Source organism: Cellulomonas terrae (genome assembly GCF_007990265.1).
Lineage (GTDB): Bacteria > Actinomycetota > Actinomycetes > Actinomycetales > Cellulomonadaceae > Cellulomonas > Cellulomonas terrae.
Genome location: NZ_BJWH01000035.1, coordinates 1 through 19,270 on the forward strand (window position 1 = coordinate 1; position 19,270 = coordinate 19,270).

General features: G+C 74.0%; 17 protein-coding genes. 3 read left to right on the forward strand and 14 right to left on the reverse strand.

Features of this window, described 5'->3' with window-relative positions; all coding sequences use genetic code 11:
* Positions 1–26: 26 nt before the first annotated feature.
* The 4 genes from CTE05_RS19470 to CTE05_RS20495 are packed head-to-tail and all read right to left on the reverse strand — an operon-like array spanning position 27 to position 4,549.
* A complete protein-coding gene (locus tag CTE05_RS19470) occupies positions 27–1,499 on the reverse strand; it encodes an outer membrane protein assembly factor BamB family protein (RefSeq protein ID WP_146847957.1) in 1,473 nt (490 codons plus the stop codon).
* On the reverse strand, positions 1,496–2,962 hold the full coding sequence (locus CTE05_RS19475; protein WP_146847958.1) for an outer membrane protein assembly factor BamB family protein: 1,467 nt from the start codon (positions 2,960–2,962) through the stop codon (positions 1,496–1,498). Before CTE05_RS19475 ends, CTE05_RS19470 begins: the two co-directional genes overlap by 4 nt.
* Before the next feature lie 34 nt (positions 2,963–2,996).
* Positions 2,997–4,214 carry an RNA polymerase sigma factor gene (locus CTE05_RS19480; protein WP_222595523.1) on the reverse strand — a complete coding sequence of 406 codons (1,218 nt, stop codon included), beginning with the start codon at positions 4,212–4,214 and terminating at the stop codon, positions 2,997–2,999.
* Complete coding sequence (locus CTE05_RS20495) at positions 4,211–4,549, reverse strand: YciI family protein (RefSeq protein ID WP_222595524.1); 339 nt, start codon at positions 4,547–4,549, stop codon at positions 4,211–4,213. The genes CTE05_RS19480 and CTE05_RS20495 overlap by 4 nt, the downstream gene beginning before the upstream one ends.
* A gap of 125 nt (positions 4,550–4,674) precedes the next feature.
* Here CTE05_RS20495 and CTE05_RS19485 point away from each other — a divergent pair, with 125 nt between their 5' ends.
* Positions 4,675–5,487, forward strand: a complete 813-nt coding sequence (locus CTE05_RS19485) for an alpha/beta fold hydrolase (protein WP_146847960.1) — start codon at positions 4,675–4,677, stop codon at positions 5,485–5,487.
* Here CTE05_RS19485 and CTE05_RS19490 read toward each other — a convergent pair.
* Both CTE05_RS19490 and CTE05_RS19495 read right to left on the reverse strand, forming a co-directional pair.
* On the reverse strand, positions 5,452–5,991 hold the full coding sequence (locus CTE05_RS19490) for an AMIN-like domain-containing (lipo)protein (protein WP_146847961.1): 540 nt from the start codon (positions 5,989–5,991) through the stop codon (positions 5,452–5,454). The two genes, CTE05_RS19485 and CTE05_RS19490, sit on opposite strands and share 36 nt — an antisense overlap.
* Before the next feature lie 143 nt (positions 5,992–6,134).
* On the reverse strand, positions 6,135–7,784 hold the full coding sequence (locus tag CTE05_RS19495; protein ID WP_186814947.1) for a glycosyl hydrolase family 18 protein: 1,650 nt from the start codon (positions 7,782–7,784) through the stop codon (positions 6,135–6,137).
* Between the two features lie 372 nt (positions 7,785–8,156).
* Between CTE05_RS19495 and CTE05_RS19500 the strand changes: the two genes are divergently transcribed.
* Positions 8,157–8,396, forward strand: coding sequence for a hypothetical protein (locus CTE05_RS19500; protein ID WP_146847962.1), 240 nt, complete (start codon positions 8,157–8,159; stop codon positions 8,394–8,396).
* Positions 8,397–8,486: 90 nt separating this feature from the next.
* Entirely contained in the window at positions 8,487–9,197 is a 711-nt protein-coding gene (locus CTE05_RS19505; RefSeq protein WP_146847963.1) for a rhomboid-like protein, read from the forward strand.
* Position 9,198: 1 nt separating this feature from the next.
* On the opposite strand, the gene CTE05_RS19510 is transcribed toward CTE05_RS19505, so the two are convergent.
* From CTE05_RS19510 to CTE05_RS19545, 8 genes are all read right to left on the reverse strand, one after another.
* The gene (locus CTE05_RS19510) at positions 9,199–9,978 is read right to left on the reverse strand and encodes a double zinc ribbon and FHA domain-containing protein (RefSeq protein WP_146847964.1); all 780 of its coding nucleotides are present in this window, start codon (positions 9,976–9,978) and stop codon (positions 9,199–9,201) included.
* Positions 9,975–11,252 (reverse strand): vWA domain-containing protein, encoded by a 1,278-nt coding sequence (locus CTE05_RS19515; RefSeq protein WP_146847965.1) that lies wholly within the window; start codon positions 11,250–11,252, stop codon positions 9,975–9,977. The genes CTE05_RS19510 and CTE05_RS19515 overlap by 4 nt, the downstream gene beginning before the upstream one ends.
* 13 nt (positions 11,253–11,265) lie before the next feature.
* Positions 11,266–12,327: a PP2C family protein-serine/threonine phosphatase gene (locus CTE05_RS19520; protein WP_246123769.1), complete on the reverse strand. Its 1,062-nt coding sequence runs from the start codon at positions 12,325–12,327 to the stop codon at positions 11,266–11,268.
* On the reverse strand, positions 12,312–14,606 hold the full coding sequence (locus tag CTE05_RS19525; protein WP_146847966.1) for a serine/threonine-protein kinase: 2,295 nt from the start codon (positions 14,604–14,606) through the stop codon (positions 12,312–12,314). Before CTE05_RS19525 ends, CTE05_RS19520 begins: the two co-directional genes overlap by 16 nt.
* A complete protein-coding gene (locus tag CTE05_RS19530; protein ID WP_146847967.1) occupies positions 14,603–15,712 on the reverse strand; it encodes a hypothetical protein in 1,110 nt (369 codons plus the stop codon). Before CTE05_RS19530 ends, CTE05_RS19525 begins: the two co-directional genes overlap by 4 nt.
* On the reverse strand, positions 15,709–16,668 hold the full coding sequence (locus tag CTE05_RS19535; protein ID WP_246123770.1) for a glutamate ABC transporter substrate-binding protein: 960 nt from the start codon (positions 16,666–16,668) through the stop codon (positions 15,709–15,711). The genes CTE05_RS19530 and CTE05_RS19535 overlap by 4 nt, the downstream gene beginning before the upstream one ends.
* Positions 16,665–17,945: a GlnX family signal transduction membrane protein gene (locus CTE05_RS19540; protein WP_146847968.1), complete on the reverse strand. Its 1,281-nt coding sequence runs from the start codon at positions 17,943–17,945 to the stop codon at positions 16,665–16,667. Before CTE05_RS19540 ends, CTE05_RS19535 begins: the two co-directional genes overlap by 4 nt.
* On the reverse strand, positions 17,942–19,270 hold a 1,329-nt coding region (locus CTE05_RS19545), incomplete at its 5' end, for an AAA family ATPase (RefSeq protein WP_246123771.1). The genes CTE05_RS19545 and CTE05_RS19540, both read right to left, overlap by 4 nt.

Below are 19,270 nucleotides of genomic sequence, written 5' to 3' on the forward strand. Positions count from 1 at the left end.
CGGCGGAACCCCGGGGGCGCCCGTCCCTAGCCGAGCACCGCCACCCGCCCGTCCATGCCCCGGCCGAGCAGCAGGTGCCCGACGGAGAGGCTGAACCGCAGGCTGTCGGGGAACCGGACCCGCCACACGGTGCGCCCGTCGTCGAGGCCGTAGGCGACGAGCTCGCTGGTCCCGCCGCTGACGTGCTGCTCGGCGGTGACCACGTTGCGTCCGTCCGTGACGAGGAACCCCGGCGCGGTGCCCGCGACGGTCGCGGCCCGCCACAGCAGGTCACCGGTCTGGCCGTCGAGCGCGACCACCCCGGCCCGCGTGCTGACGTACACCCGCCCGTCGAGGACCAGGGCGTTCGAGGACGCGACGACGTCGGACCTCCAACGCTGCTCGCCGGTGGCCGCGTCCCAGCCGCGCACGTCTCCGCTGGACGTCAGGACGAGCTCCGGCACGCTGCCGTCGTCCACCGTGAACGACAGGACCTCGCCCGGCACGTCGACGTCCGCGCGGCCGCGCTCGACGAGCGTGGACAGCAGGGTGCCCGACCCGGTGGTGGACAGCAGGACGAGCCGGCCGGCCACGGGGTCGAGCACGTGGTCGGCGTCGCCCGGCCGGCTGGCACGCAGCACCTCGCCCGACGACGACAGGACGGTCGCGGACCAGCCCGGGACCGCGACGCCGACCAGGCCGTCGACGCCGACCAGGCGCACGTCGTCGGCGAACGCGCGCCGGTCGGCACCGGGCGCGGGCGGGCGGAACCGCCAGCGGACCTCACCCGTCAGCAGGTCCCGGCCCGTCACCTCCGTCTGTGCGTCCCGCGCGGGGACGGCCACGACAGCCAGTCCGCGCACCGCCGCGAGCGCGGTCGCGCCCGGCGCGGACGTGTCGGCCACGACGTGCCCGTCGCGGGTGTCCAGGACGACCACCCGGGTGGTCGTCGCGGGCTTGCGGGTCTCGACGCCCTCGTCGCCGTACTGCACGAAACCGTCGCTGACCAGGCACGCGGCCAGCTCGGGCGATCCCTCGTCGACCGGGACCGCGACGCACGTGCCGGCTGCGGTCCGGTCGAGGGACCGCGCCCGGTCGGCGTCCGGTCCGAGCAGCGGCGTGCGGAACCGTTCCCGGCCGGTGCGCTGGTCGAGGGAGACGAACGCCTGGGACCCGTCGGCGGCGACGGCGAGCCCGAGGACCGCCCCGTCGACGTCGATGCCCTGCGCGATCACCGCGGACTGCGTCGGGTCCGGCTCCCAGAGCACCCCGACGTCGGCACCGACGGCCCGCACGACGCCCGGCGTCGCCGCGAGACGCTCCGTGGTCGCACGCTCGCGCGCGTCGAGGACGGCCTGCGTCCCGGCGAGCCCCACGGCGACGACGGCCGCGGCGCCGACGACCCACCGCCACGCGCCCCGGCGACGGGCAGCAGGAGCCGGGGCGGGGACGGGGTCGCCCGCCTCGTCGAGCTCGACGTGCTGCATCGCGCCGGTGCGCGCCGGCCGGGCGAGGCTCATGGGCTGCCCAGGACGGCCGTGGGCGTCGGGTCGCCGCCCTCGCCGGCGACGAGGACGTGCCCCAGGGTCCACGCCGCGTCGAGCCCGTCGGGCAGCGGCACGCGCCACAGCCGCTCGCCGTCGGTCAGGGAGAACGCGACGAGCGACCCCGCCGGGGCGTCCTCCTCCGGGGTGAGCCCGACGAGCAGGACCCGGCCGTCGGTCATCAGCCGGGCCAGCTGGTCGTAGGAGCCGACGCTCGCCGACCAGACGAGCGCCCCGGTCCGGCCGTCGTACGCCACGAGCTCCCCGGGCGCGTCGCCGCTCGTGCAGTAGACCAGCCCGTCCACGACGAGCACGGGGCCGCTCGTGTGCCGGTCGGTCTGCCACAGCCGGTCGCCCGTCGTGCCGTCCCGGGCCTGCATGCGGGAGCCCTCGATCAGCTCGACGCCCGGCAGGCTGCCGTCGTCGACGGCCCGGTGGACCAGGCGGCCGGGGATCGTCACGTCGGACTCGCCGGGTCGCACGATGGTCGTGACCGGCCGGAAGGCCAGGTAGCCCGAGAGCACCTCCAGGCGGGTGTCCGCCTCGTCGCGGGAGAGCCGGTCGTACCGCTGACGTTCCCGCGTCACCGTGCCGTCGGCCCCGAGCAGCGTCACGTGGGAGCCGACCTCGAGCACCGCCACCTGGTCCCCCAGCGCGAGCACCCCGAAGCCCGAGACGTCGCCGACCGGGTCCAGCGCCGGCCGTGGGGAGCTGTGCTGCCAGAGGACCTCACCGGTGAGCAGGTCCTGCGCGGCGACCTCGGCGTGCCCGTCGTGACCGGGGACCCCGACGGCGACGAGCCCGGGCAGCACCGCGAACGCGATCGCGGGCGGTGCCGTCCGGTCCGCGACCACCCGTCCGTCCGCGGCGTCGACCACCACGACCCGCGACGTCGTCGGCGGTCGGGTGACGGTCAGGCGCCCCCGGATCCCGATGGCCAGCAGCGCGTCGGACACCAGGCAGGCCACCCGGGGCTCGGTGGAGCCCGGCTGCGCGTCGGGCACCGGCAGGCACGACGTCACCGAGGCGCGTGCGCCGCGCTGCGCCAGCACCGTGTCGGGGTCGGCGAGCGGCGCCGACCACCGCTCGTCCCCCGTGCGCAGGTCGAGCGCGACGACGCTCTGCGCCCCGTCCGGCCCGGTGCGCACCCCGACGACGTCCCCGTCGACCTCGACCCCCTCGGTCAGCACCTCCGTGTCGGCCCCGTCGACCCGCCAGAGCACGCGCACGTCCGCCTCGACCGGGGGCAGAGCACCGGGCAGCTGCGCGAAGCGGGTCGACGACGAGCGGTCGCGCGCGGCGAGAGCGAGCTGGGCGCCGACCAGGACGAGGGCGACGACGAGCAGGACGACCCACCAGCGCCGGACGCGCCCGGGGCCCTGGGCCTCGTCCGCAGCGGCGGCCGGGTGGCCGTCGTCGACCACCTCCACCTGCTGCATGCGACGCACCGGCCCCATCCCGCGACAGTAGGCCTCAGGCGCGCAACCTGCCCTGGAGGTAGACCTGTTCGGCCTGGTTCGTCGTCCGGGCGAGCGCCTCGCGGTACGCGGACGCCGCCTCGTCGGCGCGGCCGAGCCGACGCAGGAGGTCGGCGCGGACGGCCGGGCGCAACGGGTGGTTCGGGGTCCCGGCCAGCGCGTCGAGGCCGGCCTGCGGGCCGCGGGCCATGCCGACCGCGACCGCCCGGTTCACCTGCACGGCCGCCGACGGCAGCACGTGCACGAGCTCCTCGTACAGACTCACGATCCGGTCCCAGTCCGTGTCCGCGGCCGTCGGTGCGGTCGCGTGGCACGCCGCGATCAGCGCCTGGAGCTGGTACGGGCCGACGCGCTCGCGTCGGACGGCCCGGCCCAGCTCGGCCAGGCCGGCGTCGACCGCGGTGCGGTCCCAGGCGCTGCGGTCCTGCTCCTCCAGTGGGACGAGGCCGCCGTCGACGTCCGTGCGGGCCTCCGCGCGGGCGTGCTGGAGCAGCATCAGCGCGAGCAGGCCCGCGGCCTCCGGGTCGTCGGGGACCAGCCCCGCCAGGGCGCGGGCCAGGTCGATCGCCTCGTGGCAGAGGTCGACCCGGACCAGGTGCGGTCCCGCGGTCGCCGTGTAGCCCTCCGTGAACATCAGGTACAGCACCGCGAGCACCGCAGGGGTGCGCTCCGGCAGCCGAGCCGCCGACGGCACCTGGTACGGGATGCCGGCCACGGCGATCTTGTGCTTGGTCCGCACCAGCCGCTTGGCCATCGTCGGCTCGGGCACCCCGAACAGGCGCGCGATCTCCGCCGTCGTCAGCCCGCACAGGGTCCGCAGCGCGAGCTCGACGCGCGACGAGAGGGACAGCGCCGGGTGGCAGCAGGTGAACAGGAGCCGCAGGCGGTCGTCGGCGACACCGCTCTCCAGGGCGTCCAGGTCGGGCTCGACGGGCTCGACGGGCTCGTCGACGAGCGACCGCAGCTTCTCGGCGCCGACCCGCTCCCGCCGGATGCGGTCCACCGCGCGGTTGCGCGCGGTCGTGGTGAGCCAGGCGCGCGGCACGTCCGGGATGCCGTCGCGACGCCAGGTGCGCAGGGCCGCGGCGAACGCGTCCTGGGTGCACTCCTCGGCCAGGTCCCAGTCGCCCGTGACCCGGATGAGGGTGGCGACGAGCCGCCCCCAGTCCTGGGCGAACGTGTCGGCGAGGACCCGCTCGACGTCGTCGGTCACGAGACCCGCACCGGCCTGACCTCCACCTGCCCGAACACCGCCGCGGGGTGCGCCGCCGCGATCGCGACCGCCTCGTCGAGGTCGGCGCAGTCCACGACGGCGAGCCCACCCACCTGCTCGCGCCCCTCCGCGAACGGGCCGTCGGTGAGCAGCACCTCCCCGTCGCGGAGCCGCACGGTCGTCGCGGTCGCGCTCTCGTGCAGCCCGACGTGCGCGCGCAGCACCCCCCGCTGCTCCAGGTCCGTGAACCAGGCGTCGAACGAGCCGAACGCCCCCTCGCGCATCCGCGTCGCCGCGAGCTCCTCGTCGGCACTGATGAGCAACAGGTACTGCATGACGGCTCCTGACTGTCGGCGAGTGGTCCGTACCCCTGGACGAGCGGCGGGCGCCTCGATGGACAGTGTCCATCGACCGCGGTGCTCTTCGTCCTCCTCGTGAGACCACCCACGAAGGAGACCCCATGCAGACCCTCACCTCCGCCGACGGCACCACGATCGCGTACGTGCACGCCGGGGCCGGCCCGGCCGTCGTCGTCGCGACCGGCGCGTTCAACGACCACACCACGTGCGCCGACCTCGCGGCGCTGCTGGAGAGCGACCACACCGTGGTCACCTACGACCGCCGCGCGCGCGGACGCAGCGGCGACACGACGCCGTACGCGATCGAGCGCGAGATCGAGGACCTCGCTGCCGTCATCGACGTCGCGGGCGGGAGCGCGGCGGTCTTCGGGTTCTCCTCCGGCGGCAACCTGGCGCTCGCAGCGGCCGCAGCCGGCCTGCCGGTCACCCACCTGGCGCTCTACGAGGCCCCGTTCGCGCTGGGCACCCTGCCCGCGCGGCCCGCGGACCTGCCGCAGCGCCTGACGGCGCTGATCGCCGACGGGAGGCCGGGCGACGCCGTCGCACTGTTCCAGACCGAGGGCGTCGGCATCCCCGCTCCCCTGGTCGAACAGTTCCGCAGCTCCCCGGGCTGGGCGCCGCTGGTCGCGATCGCGCAGAGCACCGTGTACGACGCGACGATCACGTCGGTGCTCGGTGTGCCGACACCGGCGATGCGCGCGGTGGACGTCCCGACGGTCGTGATCACGGGCGCGCAGACCTGGCCGGGCCTGCCGGAGTCCGCCGCCGCTCTCGCCGGACTGCTGCCGCGCGCCAGCCACGTGGTCGTCCCCGGGGGCGCTGACCACGGCATCCCCGCGGAGGCCACCGCGGCGGTCGTGCGGGACCTGCTGGCTGGATCACCAGCGGTGCGCGACGTCCACCACCAGGCGTGACCACGTGCCCGGTCCGTCGAGCACGAAGACCCGGAAGGGCAGCCGCGCCCGGACGCCGAGCCCGATGGTCGTGTACCCCTCGTAGGTCCCTGCGAACACGACCTGGCGGAACGTGCGGTACCCCGAGACGTTGGTCAGCTCGCGGGGGTCTGCCGGGGTGTACGTCGGGTTGTAGCTCTCGTCGTGGGCCGGGTTGTTCACCGTGATCTGCAGCACCATGCCGCCGCGGAGGGCCGTGGCCTCACCCGAACCGGGGTTCACCAGGTACCGGCCGTAGGACACGTGGTACCCGCCGACGTCACCGGCGACATCCACGACGAGCCTGTCGTAGCACGCGTGCTGACCGGTCCGGACGTTGACGATCGGCGACGGCCACAGGTCGCCCGCCGTCTCGTCGAGAGACCCCCACACGAGTCCGCAGTACGGCGCCGCAGCAGCGGGCGACGCCGGGACGACCAGGAACGCGCTCAACAGCAGCACGACCGACACGAATGCACGCCTCATCACACGACTCCTCTGTCGCGCGGGCCCCCTGCGTGGGCCCGATCGCCCAGTTTACTGCTGCAGAACCGGGGCATATCGGGTGAAAACACATGACGCCCGACCGCCGGGGAGAGGACCGGCGGCCGGGCGTCAGCGTGGGTGGCCTACTTCAGGCCGTTGGACAGCGCGCTGATCAGCTCGCCGTTGGAGGTGTCACCGGAGAGCTCCCAGAAGAAGGCGCCGCCGAGACCCTTGGTCTTGGCCCAGGACGTCTTCCCGGCCAGCGTGCTGGGCGTGTCGTAGCCCCACCACTCGGAGCCGCACTTGGCGTACGCGGTCCCGCCGACCGTGCCCGTGACCGGGCACCTGTTCTTGAGGACCTTGTAGTCCTCGATGCCGGCCTCGTAGGTGCCGGGCGCAGCACCCGTCGCCGAGCCGCCGGGTGCGGTCTGCGTGACCCCGGTCCAGCCGCGGCCGTAGAAGCCGACGCCGAGCAGGATCTTGTTCGCCGGGATGCCCTTCGCGATGAGCTTGTTGACGGCCGCCTCGGTGTTGAAGCCCGCCTGCGGGATCCCCGCGTAGGACGTCAGCGGCGAGTGCGGCGCCGTCGGACCCGTCGGGTTGAACGCCCCGAAGTAGTCGTAGGACATCGGCATGATCCAGTCGAGCTTCTGCGCCCCACCGGCGTAGTCGGCGGCGTCGATCTTCCCGCCGTTGCTGCCGTCGGCCGTGATGGCCGCCGTGATCAGCTTGCTGCTGCCGAACTTGTTGCGCAGCGCCGTGATGACGTTGTTGAACGACGCGGGGCCGCTCGAGTCGCACGACAGGCCGCACGCGTTCGGGTACTCCCAGTCGATGTCGATGCCGTCGAACAGGCCGGCCCAGCGGGAGTCGTTGAGCAGGTTGTAGCAGGAGTCGGCGAACGCGGTCGGGTTGGCCGCGGCCTGCGTGAAGCCGGACGACCAGGTCCAGCCGCCGAACGACCAGATGACCTTGAGGCCCGGGTTCATGGCCTTGAGCTTCTTGAGCTGGTTGAAGTTGCCGCGCAGCGGCTGGTCCCACGTGTCGGCGACGCCGTCGACGGAGTCGGCCGCCGTGTACGCCTTGTCGTAGGCCGCGTACGAGTCACCGATCGAGCACTGCCCGCCGGTGGTGTTGCCGAACGCGTAGAGGATGTGCGTCAGCTTCGAGGCCGAGCCGCTCGTCTGGATGTTCTTCACGTGGTAGTTGCGGCCGTAGACGCCCCACTCGGCGAAGTAGCCGACGAGCTTCTTGCCACCCGGGGGCGGCGGCGTGGTGGTGGTCGGGGTCGGCGTCGGCGTGGTCGGCGTCGGGGTCGGGGTCGGGGTGGTCGTCGGCGTGCTGGTGGGGGTTCCCCCGGTACAGGCGACGCCGTTGATGCTGCACGCCGTGGGCGCCTTGAACGGACCCGTCGCGACGTAGCCCCAGGTGAACGACGCCCCGGGCGCGAGCGGGCCGGCCCAGCTCTTGGCCTTCGCCGTGTAGTGGTTCCCGGCACGTGTGACGTCGGCGTCCCACGAGCTGCTGATGGTGTCCCCGGCGGGGAGGTCGAACTCGAGGGTCCAGCCGCTCACCGGCGCGGACCCGGAGTTGGTCACCTTGACGTTGACCTGGTGGCCGTTGCCCCAGTCGCCGGCGGAGGTGAAGGTGGCGCCGATCGAACCTGCTGCGAACGCCGGCTGGGTCACGACCAGGGCGGCGAGCAGCGTCATCACCGCGGCGAGAGCCGTGGTGATCAGGACGGGACGTCGTCGTCCCGTCGGGGTCGAGCTGGAGTGCTGGGCGAAAGCCATCGTGCGGTTCCCCTGTCCATCGTCGGAGCGTCGAATATGTAAGGAGTGTGTACTAATGGTTCACAGCGACGCTAACAACCGTCACAGGACGAAGTCAAGGACCGCTTCGTCCGTCTTGCCCGGTACAGATTGGTGGGGAAGCGCACTCTCTGACCTGCGTGGACGCGCTACCACGGCCTCGCGGAAAGGGCTCAGAAAAGGCCTCGGGAATGCCGAGGTAGAGGGCACTGCGCAGCATTTCTCGGGGTCGGCGGAATGTATGTCGACGACGTCCGCGCGCTCCTCCTCGGTAGTGCCGCGCGTGTCGTCACACCCGTGTGGGTGGTCGCGAGCAGCATGGGAGACAGCACGACGAGGAAGGGGGTCGAGGACATGACCGTCATCGATCAGCATCACCACATCGCCCCGGAGGTCGAGGCGCAGGTCCGGCGGGAGCTCGCCGGTGCCTCCTGGTTCCGGCTCGCGTCAGCCACCAGCCAGGCGCACCACGCCGTCGACGACGCCCGCCGCAGCCACGACGACGACGCGCTGCTGCGGGCGCTGGACCGGCACGCGGTGCTCGAGCGCCTCCTGGCCGAGGCGACGAACCGCCTGCACCCGCCGCGCGGCTAGCGGACCCGGTCGTCCGGCGAGACCCCGGCCCGCACGACGGGTCCTCGGCGTCCCCGGCCGGGATGCGGGCCCGCCGGTAGCGTGACCGGCATGACCGACGGGCGGCCCGCGCCGAGCAGGCGAGGCGCGGGCGACACCGTCCGGACCGTGCTCCGCGACGTCGGCCGGACCGTCGCGCACGCCGACCTGGCCATCGCCTACTGCGCGACCGTCACCGTCGTGACGCTGGTCGTGATGCTCCAGCCCGAGGAGCGCACCGCCGAGATCCTGGCCCGCGTCAGCGGCAACCTGGACAACCTGCGCGCCGAGCCGGTCCTCTCGATGCTCGGCAGCGCGTTCGTCGTCGAGAGCCTCTGGGGTCTCGCGCTCGTCGTGCAGCTCCTCGTCGTGCTGGCGTACCTGCAGCGGTTCGTCGGCCGGCTCGCATCCCTCGTCGTCGGGCTCGCCGGTCACGTGGGCGCCGGCCTGGTGGTGGCCGCCGGGCTGGCCACGGGGATCTTCCACGGGTTCGTCGACGAGAGCGTCGCGGCCGCCACCGACGTCGGCGTCAGCTACGTCATGGCCGCGGCGATGGGGTTCCTGGTGCTCGCCGTCCCGCCCCGGTGGCGCTGGTGGTACCTGGGCGCGACGGCCGTGTACTGGCTGGTGCCCGGCGCGATCACCCGGACGTTCACCGACGCCGGCCACGTGAGCGCGCTGACCATCGGGCTCCTGCTGGCCCTGGTCGCCGCCCGCGCGGTCGCCGCCGACCACCGGGCACGGGCGCACGGCGAGGGCGGCATGGACACAGGCAGCGCCTAGCTCAGACCTCGCCCGGCAGCGCCGTCCGGATCACGATGCGCGTCCACGCCCCGATGTACAGGCGGTCGCCGTCCTCGATCTCGCGACGCTGGCCGGACGGGATGGGGGTCGTCGGCAGCGGGTCGCCGGCACGGCTGACGTACGTGCCGTTCGCGGACTGCAGGTCCTCCACCCACCAGCGCTGACCGTCGGTGTTGAGCTGGCAGTGCCGGCGGGACACGCCCGAGTCCGTCCCGCAGTCGACCGCGGGGTGGATGTTGCGCGACGCCGACGGGCGGCCGACGAGCACGCTGCGCTCCCGCAGCGGGACCAGGCCCGGCAGCCCGGCCGACGGCATCGGGTCCTCGGCCTTCTGCACCGCGTACCAGTCGGGGTCCACCCAGATCTCGGCGACCCAGGAGTCCTCGCCGTCGGGTGCCGGGGTGGGCAGCGCCGCCCCGACGGGATCGGGTGCGGCCGCGGCTGACGGGTCCGCAGCGGCCGGAGCCGTGAGGGGAACGGGCGCCGAGACCGGGTGGGCGGGAGCCGGCGAGGAGACCGGCGGCGCGACGGGGGCCGGGGCCGTGCCCGTCGTGAAGTCGTAGCCGCAGACCTCGCAGAACAGGGCGAGCGACGACGCAGGTGCCCCGCAGTGCGGGCAGGTCGTCGCGGTGCCGGCCGACGACGCGGCTGCCGGGGAGGGCGCCTCGACCGCGACCGCCGCCTCGATGGGCGAACCGCAGACGTCGCAGTAGTCGGTCGAGGTGGAGGGGTGTCCGTTGGGGCAGGTGACGGTGCTCACCGGCGGACCCGGGTCGTCTTCGTCGAGGCGGTGTCGAGCGCCATCTCGTCGAGCTTGTCGGTGTTGCGCTTGAGGCGCACGGTGCCCTGCTCCTCGTCGTCGATCTCGACCACGCGCCGCAGACGGGAGGTGGCCTCCTCGTTGCCGGTCTCCGCGGCCAGCTGCACCGCGCGGCCCAGCTTCACCGTCGCCGTGGCCTCGTCGCCCGACGCCTTCGCGGCGAGCCCCTCCTGGATCACCGACGCGAGCTCGGTCTGGCCCGTGTAGTGCGCAACCTCGGGGTTGATGCGGGCGGTCAGCGAGCTGTCGTCGGACCACCGCGCCTTGACCAGCCCCGACGCCTGCACCTCGCCGCCGACCGCGATCTGCACGCGCGCCGCGAGCTGTTCGGACCCGACCGGCTTCGACGCCACCCGGACGGCCACGTGGTAGTCGCGGGACTCGTCGCCCCACGCGCCCGTCGGGTACGCACCGGTGAGGGCGTTCACCTCGGTCCGCCGGGCCGTGAGGTCCTCGACGGTCGGGGCGACGCGGCGCACGAACAGGACCTGCGCACCCTGCGGGGCCCAGACGCGCAGCTCGGCGTCGGCGACACCCTTCGACATGGACTCGTTCACCAGCGCCTTGAAGTCCGCCGCGATGTCCGCCGGGTTGCGGATGAGGTCCACGGTGCCCAGCAGCGCGGTGGCGATCTCGCGCAGCTCGGCCACCTCCCAGCTGGAGCCCACACCGCGGGCGTCGCACTGGAAGTGCCCGGTCACGTCGTAGATCGCGCTCGACAGCTCGGCGCGCGGCTCCGACTCGTTGCGGCCGTCCGTGAGCAGGATCGCGTGCTTCTGGGCGACCTGCGGCACCTCGGCGAAGATCGCGTCGGCCAGCCGCAGCCACGTGCTCATCGCGGTGCCGCCCGACGGGCGCATGTACGAGATGGCGCGCTTGGCCTCCTCGCGGGCGCCCGGCTCCATCTGCACGATCGCGACCGGCGCGTTCGGGTACGGGAAGGCCCGGTTGGCGACGTGGCTGCCGCCGATGATCGAGAACCACGTGCCGTCGGCGATCTGGTCGACCGCCACCTGCGCCGCGTACTTGGCGGCGTCGATGTTCGGGCCGCTCATCGACCCGGAGGTGTCGATGATGACGATCTCCGCGACGCCCCCGGAGCTGCTGACCGCGGAGCCCGCGCCCGAGCTCGTCACGGTGACGATCGCGTGCACGTCCGTGGCACCGTCGGAGAGGAACTCGTTCTGGAACACCTCGGTGCGGAAGTCGGCCACTGTGGCTCCTCGATCAGCTTGCGGGCGGTACCGGGTCGACCGGCACCGTCTCGTCGGTGTGGACAGTATCGACGGGTGCTGCGACGCGGGCCAGCGCCGCGGTGATGTTGTCGTGCCCGCCCTGCTCGTTCGCCCAGCGGACCAGCTCCGCGGCGACGACGTCGGGGGCGGTCCCCACCTGCGCGACGGTGCGGTGCACGAGGTCGGCGACGTCGGCGGCCGCGGAGCAGTAGTTCCACAGGCCGTCCGAGCAGGCGAGCACCCATCCGGGTCCCTGCGCCCGCGTGGTGCCCGTGCCGGGGACCACGGTCTCGGCGTCCGGCCCGAGCCACCGGGTGATGGCGTGCCCCTCGCGCGACGCCTCCGCCGTGGCCCGCGGGACGCCGCGCGCGATCATCTCGGTCGCCGCCGAGTCGTCGACGCTGACCTGGTGCGCGTCGCCCTCGTCGGGGAGCCAGTACACCCGGGAGTCCCCGAGCCAGCCGGCGACGACCGTCGGCCCGTCCACGACCGCGGCGACGAAGGTGCACGACGGCGGCTCGACGCGCGCGCTGGTGTCTCCGACGGCGTCGGCGATGGCCTGGTCGGCAGCCGCCGCCGCGGTGACCAGCAGCGCCGACCACGCACCGACCGTGCTGCCCGCCGGGCCCGTGACCAGGACGTCCCGCGCGGCGCGCGCCGCGGTGAGGCTCGCGATGTCGGAGTCCGGCACGTTCGACACCCCGTCGCAGACCACGAGGACGGCCGTCGGACCGCTGAGCGCGAGGGCCATCGCGTCCTCGTTGCGGCTCTTGCGCCGCCCGCGGTCGCAGACGCCACCCACCAGCGCGGACGGGAGCTCGCTCCAGTGGTCCCGCTCGGAGACGGCCTTCTCGCCGCAGCTCTCGCAGTACCCGTCGTCGGCGATCGTGCCGCCGCACGCCCGGCAGACGGGGACCTCGGGGGGCTCCGGGACGGCTGCCACCACGACCGGAGCCGGCGCCGGGGCGCCCAGGAGGGCACCGCAGTGCTCGCAGAACGTCGAGCCGTCCTCGGCGATCGTGCCGCACGCCGCGCAGGTCACCACGTGGTCCACCGGCGGACCGCGTTGGCCTGGTCGACCAGGGCGATCCGCTCGTCGTGGCTCTCGTTCAGCACCGCCGACTCCCGCAGCGCCGCCTCCAGGGCGTCGCGCAGCTCCGGCTCCTGCGCGGGCACGCCCCCAACCTGCACGGCCGTGGAGGGGCCCTTGTCCAGCACGACCGCGAGCGCCGAGCTCAGCACGTCGACCCGCAGCGCAGCCCGGACGCGCGGCTCGATGGACACGGTCTGGACGCTCGCGAGCGCGTCGGACAGCGACGTGAGGTCTCCGCTGGACGTCGCCAGGAGCTGCGCGCGCATCATGCGGGCGTCCACGTAGGAGCTGCGGGTGGGGGTGACCAGGTCGAGCGCCGCGAGCGCCCCGCGCAGGTCCCCGCGCGCCCGGCGGATGCGGGCCAGCCCGAACGCGGCCGGTGCGGTGTAGTTCGCGTCGGAGCGCGCGCAGATGATGTAGAGCGACTCCGCGATGTCCGGCTCTCCGCTCAGCTCGCACGCGGTGGCCAGCGCGAGCTTCGGCGCCAGCTCGCCGGGCACCTGGCCGTAGACGGCGTTGAACGACGCACGCGCCGCGACCGGGTCGTTGGTGCTCAGCTGCGCGAGCCCGCCCAGCCAGGCGGCCCGCCACTCCCACGGGTCGTCCTCGAGGATCTGCGCGATCGTCCGGTCGACCATGTCCTGCTGCCCGGCCTCGATCGCCGCGGTGGTCCGGCGCAGGCGCACCTCGACCGTCTCCTGCGGCGCGTCGGCCAGCGCCGCGATGCGCTGCACCGGGTCGCTCACGTTGACCCCGGCCAGCCAGCTCGCGGCCGGGTCGCTCGCGTCGACCTTGAGCGCGGGCAGCTGATCCCACGCCAGCGGGTGGCCGGCCTCGTCGGACGTCGGCGCCTCGAACAGGACCGACGCGGCCGAGTGCAGGGCGGGGCTGCCCGGGCCGCGGTCGGTGGCGACGACCTCGCGCAGCACACCGAGGACCTGGGCGCGCAGCTCGTCGACCGTCGCGAACCGGTCCGACGGGTCGAGCGCGCACGCCTTGGCGAGCAGCCGGTAGAACGAGTCGTAGGTCTGGAACACCGGGGTGTCGGACACCGCGGGCAGCGACGCCACGTACGTGCTGGTGTTGCCGCGGAAGTCGAGCACCAGCGTCGCCAGCGTGCGTCCGATCGTGTAGATGTCGGACGCCACCGACGGGCCGACCTCGGGCACCTCGGGGGCCTGGTAGCCGACGGTGCCGAAGATCGCCGAGTGCAGGTCGTCGATCCGGCGCACGCCGCCGAGGTCGATGAGCTTGACCGCGTCGCCCTGCTGGATCACGTTGTCCGGCTTGAAGTCGCAGAACAGCAGGCCCACGTCGTGCAGGTACGCGAACGCGGGCAGGATCTCCAGGACGAACGCGAGCGCCTGGTCCACCGGCAGCGGGGTGACCACTCCCCCGGCCGCCTCCCGGCGGTCCTGCAGGATCTGCTTGAGCGACCGGCCGCCGACGAACTCCATGACGGTGTAGCCGGCACCCTCGTGCATGGCGAAGTTGTAGATCTCGACGATCAGCGGGTGCTCGACCTCCGCCAGGAACTGCCGCTCGGAGATCGCCGCCGCGTACGCGTCCGGGTCACCGGAGTTGAGCAGACCCTTGAGCACCACCCAGCGGCCCGAGACGTTGCGGTCGCGCGCCAGGTAGATCCAGCCGAGGCCACCGTGCGCCAGGCAGCCGACCACCTCGTACTGACCGCCGACCACGTCACCGGGGTTCAGCGAGGGCGTGAAGTCGAAGCGGTTGCCGCACTTCGGGCAGAACCCCGCCGTCCGGCCCGGCAGCCCGTCCCGCGACCGTCCGACCTCGGCGCCGCACGCCGGGCAGAAGCGCTTGCGCTCCGGCACCTCGGCGACGGCCATGACCGCCTGCAGCGGGTCCTGCACCGGGGCGGCCGGCACGGTCGTGAGACCCGCACCCAGGCGCGCGCCGCGCAGGCGGGTCGAGGACGTCCCGACGCGACGGGTGGGCCGCGACGCGCCGACCGCTACGGTGCGCGCCGACCCGAGCGCGGCCGTCGCCAGCCGGCTCGAGCTGGTCCGCCCGGTGCGCGTCGAACGCTCGGCGTCCGGGTCGGTGGCGGCGGCACCGCGGTCCGGGGCGGCCTGGGCCACACCCGTCCCGAGGAGCGAGGTGGCGGACGCGGGTGCGGCCCCTCCGGCTGTCGCGGACTGCGGGGAACCGCAGACGTTGCAGTAGCCGTCCTCGTAGGTCCCGGTGCAGCCCGGTTCGGTGCAGGCGATCATCGTCGTCCCTCCTGACCCACCGTGGGCAGGTCTCGGGTGAGGTACTCGTACTGCTCCACGAGGAAGCGGGTCAGGGTGATGTCACAGGGCGTCCGGGCGACGACCTCGCGAGCCTCGTCGTACCCGGAACGGACCGTCGGCGAGGAGCTGCGGCCGTTCGCGTCCGCCGCGGCGCGCGCACCCTCCAGCCGGTAGCGCAGCTCCGCGCGCTCGCGCAGAGGCGCGCTGTAGGCGTCGGCGACGGCGTCGAACGCGCGGCCGACGGCCGCGAGCCGGTCGACGAACGCGTCGAGCTCGGTGCGCGTGCTCGGCACCTCCCCCAGGCGGGACACGTCCGGCACCGCGAGCCGGGGCGGGTGCGCGATCTCGCGGCGGCACCGCTCGGCCAGCTGGTGCAACGTCGGCTCGCGCAGCTCCAGGGCCGCCATCGTCGCCCGAGCGTCGGCCCGGCCCTTCTCCAGCGTGCGCCGCTGCGAGACCTGCACGATGAGGTCACGCTCCACGAGGGCCGCACGGGCCTCGAGCTCGGCCAGCGGGCCGGAGATGTCGGCGCCGCGGGCCGCCTGCGCGACGAGCTTCTGCTCCCGGGCGCGCAGGCTCGCGACGAGCTCGCGCGCGGCCGTGTCGACACCCGCCAGGTCCTCGGCGCGCACCAGACCGGCGCGCAGACCGCGCAGCCGGGCCGCCTGGTCGGCGGTGTCCGGGTCGAACGACAGGCGTGCCCGGACCTGGGAGATCATCGCGTCGCACAGCGTCACGGCCTCGACGAGGGACACCAGCGCCGCGCCCAGGCCCGAGTCCAGCCGACCCCAGACGAGCTGCGACATCTTCTCCCGGTCGACCGCGTCCGCCCGGCCCGAGTCCCACACCGCGACCAGCTCGTCGGTGCGCGTCCGGATGGCCTGCCACATCGTCAGCGCGAGGAGCACGTCGTCCGTGTAGCTCTCCGAGGCGGGGGACGCCTGCGCGGCCTGGTCCAGCCGGTCCAGCTCCGCACGGCGGTGCGCCAACCACGCCTCCAGGCCGCTGAGGTAGCGGAGCAGCTGGGGCGCGGGGATCGGCTCCCCGAGCCTGCCGGGCGCCTCGGGCGCGTCAGGTCCGCTCACGGGCTGGGGACCCGCCCGTACACCGAGACCGGCGGGACGGGTGCGGGGCCGAGCGCCTCCAACCAGCGGTCGTAGGACGCCGCCCAGGTGCCGTCCGCCTTCGCCGCGTCGAGCACGCCGTTGACGAACCGCGCGAGGTCCACCTGGTCCGCCGCGACCCCGATGCCGTACGGCTCCGCGCTGAACGCGTCGCCGACGACCTTCGCGTACGGGTCCTGCGCGACGAACCCCGCCAGGATCGTGTCGTCGCCGGTGATGGCGTCGACCTTGCCCTGCTGGAACAGCACCAGGCAGCCGGTGTGCGTCGGGGCGGGGACGGCCTCGACGCCGGGGTACGTCTCCTGGAGCCGCTCCAGCGTCGTGGTCCCCTCCGGGGCGCACACGCGCTGCTCGCCGAGGGCCTCGAGGTCCTCGATGCTCTGCGCGTCCGAGTCCCGCGTGACCAGCACCTTCTGCCCTGCGGTCAGGTACTCCGCCGAGAACGCGATGGTCTCCCACCGCTCGCAGTTCATGGTGAACGTGCGGGCCACCAGGTCGACCTCGTGGTTCTCCAGCACCTCGAGCCGCTGGGCCGACGTGATGACGCGGAACTGCAACGGCCTCGCGTCACCGAAGATCGCGGCCGACACCGCCTGGAGCATGTCGATGTCGAACCCCTCGATCTGGCCCGACAGCGGGTTGCGCGATCCCATGAGCAGCGTGTCGGCCGAGACGCCGACCAGCAGGGCGCCGCGCGCGCGGATCGCGTCGACGTTCGGCGTCGGCCCGCCGTCCGGGGCGTAGGACATCGTCGACTCGAAGGAGTCGTCGCACACCGTCGCGGCCGGCAGGGCGGCCGGGGCCGCCGCCTCCTGCCTGGTCTCCGGGGCGGCCGCAGGAGCACCCGCGCAGCCGGCGAGCAGCGCGAGCGACGCGATCACCGCCCCGAGCGCGGTGCGGGGACGTGTCGTGGTCACCGGTACTCCTCCACTCGCTTCGAGATGCCGCGCCAGGACAGGACCGCCGCCAGCACACCGGCGACGAGCATCAGCCAGCCGACCAGGACCGACGAGCCGCCCGAGCCGGCCAGGGCGTCGTGCGTCTGCTCGGCGCTGGCCTCCAGGCTGCTGGACGCCGCCGTCGAGAACGTCTGGAACAGGTCGTTCGGGGCGCCCGGTTCCTCGCTGATCGCGAGGGCCACCGCCTCGTCCCACCTGCCGCCGTCGTCGAGCGCGCGGATCTCCTGGTGCGACGCGACCCAGTCGTCCAGCAGGCCGACGAGCGCGGTGTCGACGGTCGGGCGCTGGAGCAGCTCGCGCGCCTCGTCGGTCTTGAGCACGAACTGCTCCTCGTACACCGCCCCGGAGCCGCGCTTGATGAGCGTGAACGACTCCTGGGACTTCGCGTCGTTGGCCAGCGAGTACGCCTGTGACACGGAGACCGTCGCGTCGTACGGACCGGACCGCGCGTCACCGGCCTCCGCAGCCGCGGAGCCGAGCACGAACGCTCCCGCGACCGTCGCGACGAGCGCCAGGACCGTGGACCAGAACAGCCCGGCGTTGAGGCGCCGGTGCGTGCGCTTGGCCAGCCAGACCTGGATCACGACGAGCACCGCGAGCGCGAGGATGCCGAGCGCGAGCAGCCACGGCACCGACGCGACCGAGTCGAACGACGCGTCGACGCGGTCGCTGTTGGCCTGCACGAGCTCGTCGAGCTGCGGGAGGACGTCGGTGCGCAGGACCGACGACGCCTGGTCGAGGTACGCGGCACCGACCGGGAATCCCTGCCGGTTGTTGGCGCGGGCCTGCTCGACGAGCCCGGTGTACGTGGTCAGCCCGGCGGTCGCCTGGCCCAGCAGCTCGGCGTCGGCGGCGTTGGACCCGGCCAGCTGCGCGAGCCCGTTCGCGGCGGCCGCGACGGCCTCGTCGTACCGGGCGCGCTGCTCGGGCGGCTCGAGACCGCCGACCAGGAACGCGTTCGTCGCCGTCGCGTCGGCGACGACGAGGTCGTTGCGGACGTCCTGGATGCCGACGAGCTGCCGGGTGTCCGCGTCGGCGTCCGACAGTGCCTGCGACTGTGCGAGGCCGGCGTTCAGGCCGATGACGCCCACCGCGGCGGCGGCGAGCACCGACACGACCCCGGCCACGCGGAGGCGACCGGGGGTGCGGCTCAGCGCGCCGCGCAGGCCGGTCCGGTGCACGGGGGCGGTCGCGGTGGTCGGAGGCGCCGCGTACGGGGCGATGGTCTGCGTCACGCGGACTCCTCGATGTGGTCGTGCTCTGCGTGCTCGGGCTCGTCCTCGACGGGCTCGGCGTCCGCGACGGGCTCGGGCTCGTCGGCCGCCGGGACCAGGTCCTCCGGGAGGATCAGCCGCAGCTGGTCCACCGTCGGTTGCTCAACGTCCCGGAGCCGCCAGGCGTGCCTGGTGATCGCCTGGTCGAGCACGTTGCGCGCGTACCGGCCGTTCCCGAAGCCCTCGTCGCGGATCTGCAGCGACGCCAGCTCCTCGAACCGGGCCAGGCACTCGGGGGTCGGCTCGAAGTCCGCCTTGGCCGCGGCGCGGGCGAAGATCTCGCGCAGCTCGGTGTCGGTGTAGTCGTCGAACTCGACGGTCGTGGAGAACCGGCTCTCCAGCCCGGGGTTGGTCGCGAGGAACGTCGCCATCGGCCCGGGGTAGCCCGCGACGATCACCACGAGGTCGTCGCGGTGGTCCTCCATGTCCTTGACGAGGGTGTTCACGGCCTCCGCGCCGTACTGGTCCTCGGCCAGGCCGTAGGCCTCGTCGACGAACAGCACGCCACCGAGGGCGGTCGCGACGACCTCCGACGTCTTCACGGCCGTCTGCCCGAGATACCCGGCGACGAGCTCGGACCGGTCGACCTCGACCAGGTGCCCCTTCGACAGCAGCCCGAGCGCCCGGTAGATCCCCGCGACCAGGCGCGCGACCGTCGTCTTGCCGGTCCCGGGGTTGCCCAGGAACACGAGGTGCCGGGTCAGGGTCGGCGCGGTCAGCCCGGCCTCGGTGCGCAGGCGCTCGACGCGCAGGAGCTGCGTCTGCTGCCGGATCTCGGCCTTCACCCGGTTCAGGCCGACGAGCGCGTCGAGCTCGGCGAGGAGCTCCTCCAGGGACTTGGCGGGCTTCTCCTCGGGCACGAACGTCGTGCCGACGGGCATCGTCTGCGGCGCCGGGCGGTCGCCACCGTGGACCGGGACCAGGCTCTCCTCGCCCATCGGCGGGAGGGCGAGGGCGGACAGGTCGAACATCGACGGGTCGACGCGCGGCAGGTCGAACGCGGACGGTGGCTCGGGGGACGTCGTCGGGACCGGACCGTGGACCGCGGCGCGCTGGACCGCGGCCGTGGACGAGGCCCGCGCGATGACGTCGATCGGGGCGGGACCGAGGTCGCACGCCGCGGACACCACCTCCGCGAGCGCCACCGCGTACGGCTCGGCGTGCGGAGTGCCGACGAGGCCGGTCAGCAGGTCGGTCGGCGCCGTGCGCCAGCGGCGCGCGCTGGAGGCCGCCGCGAAGAACGCCCCGAACGTCGCGTCGGGTGCGCCCACGGCCGCGAGCCAGCC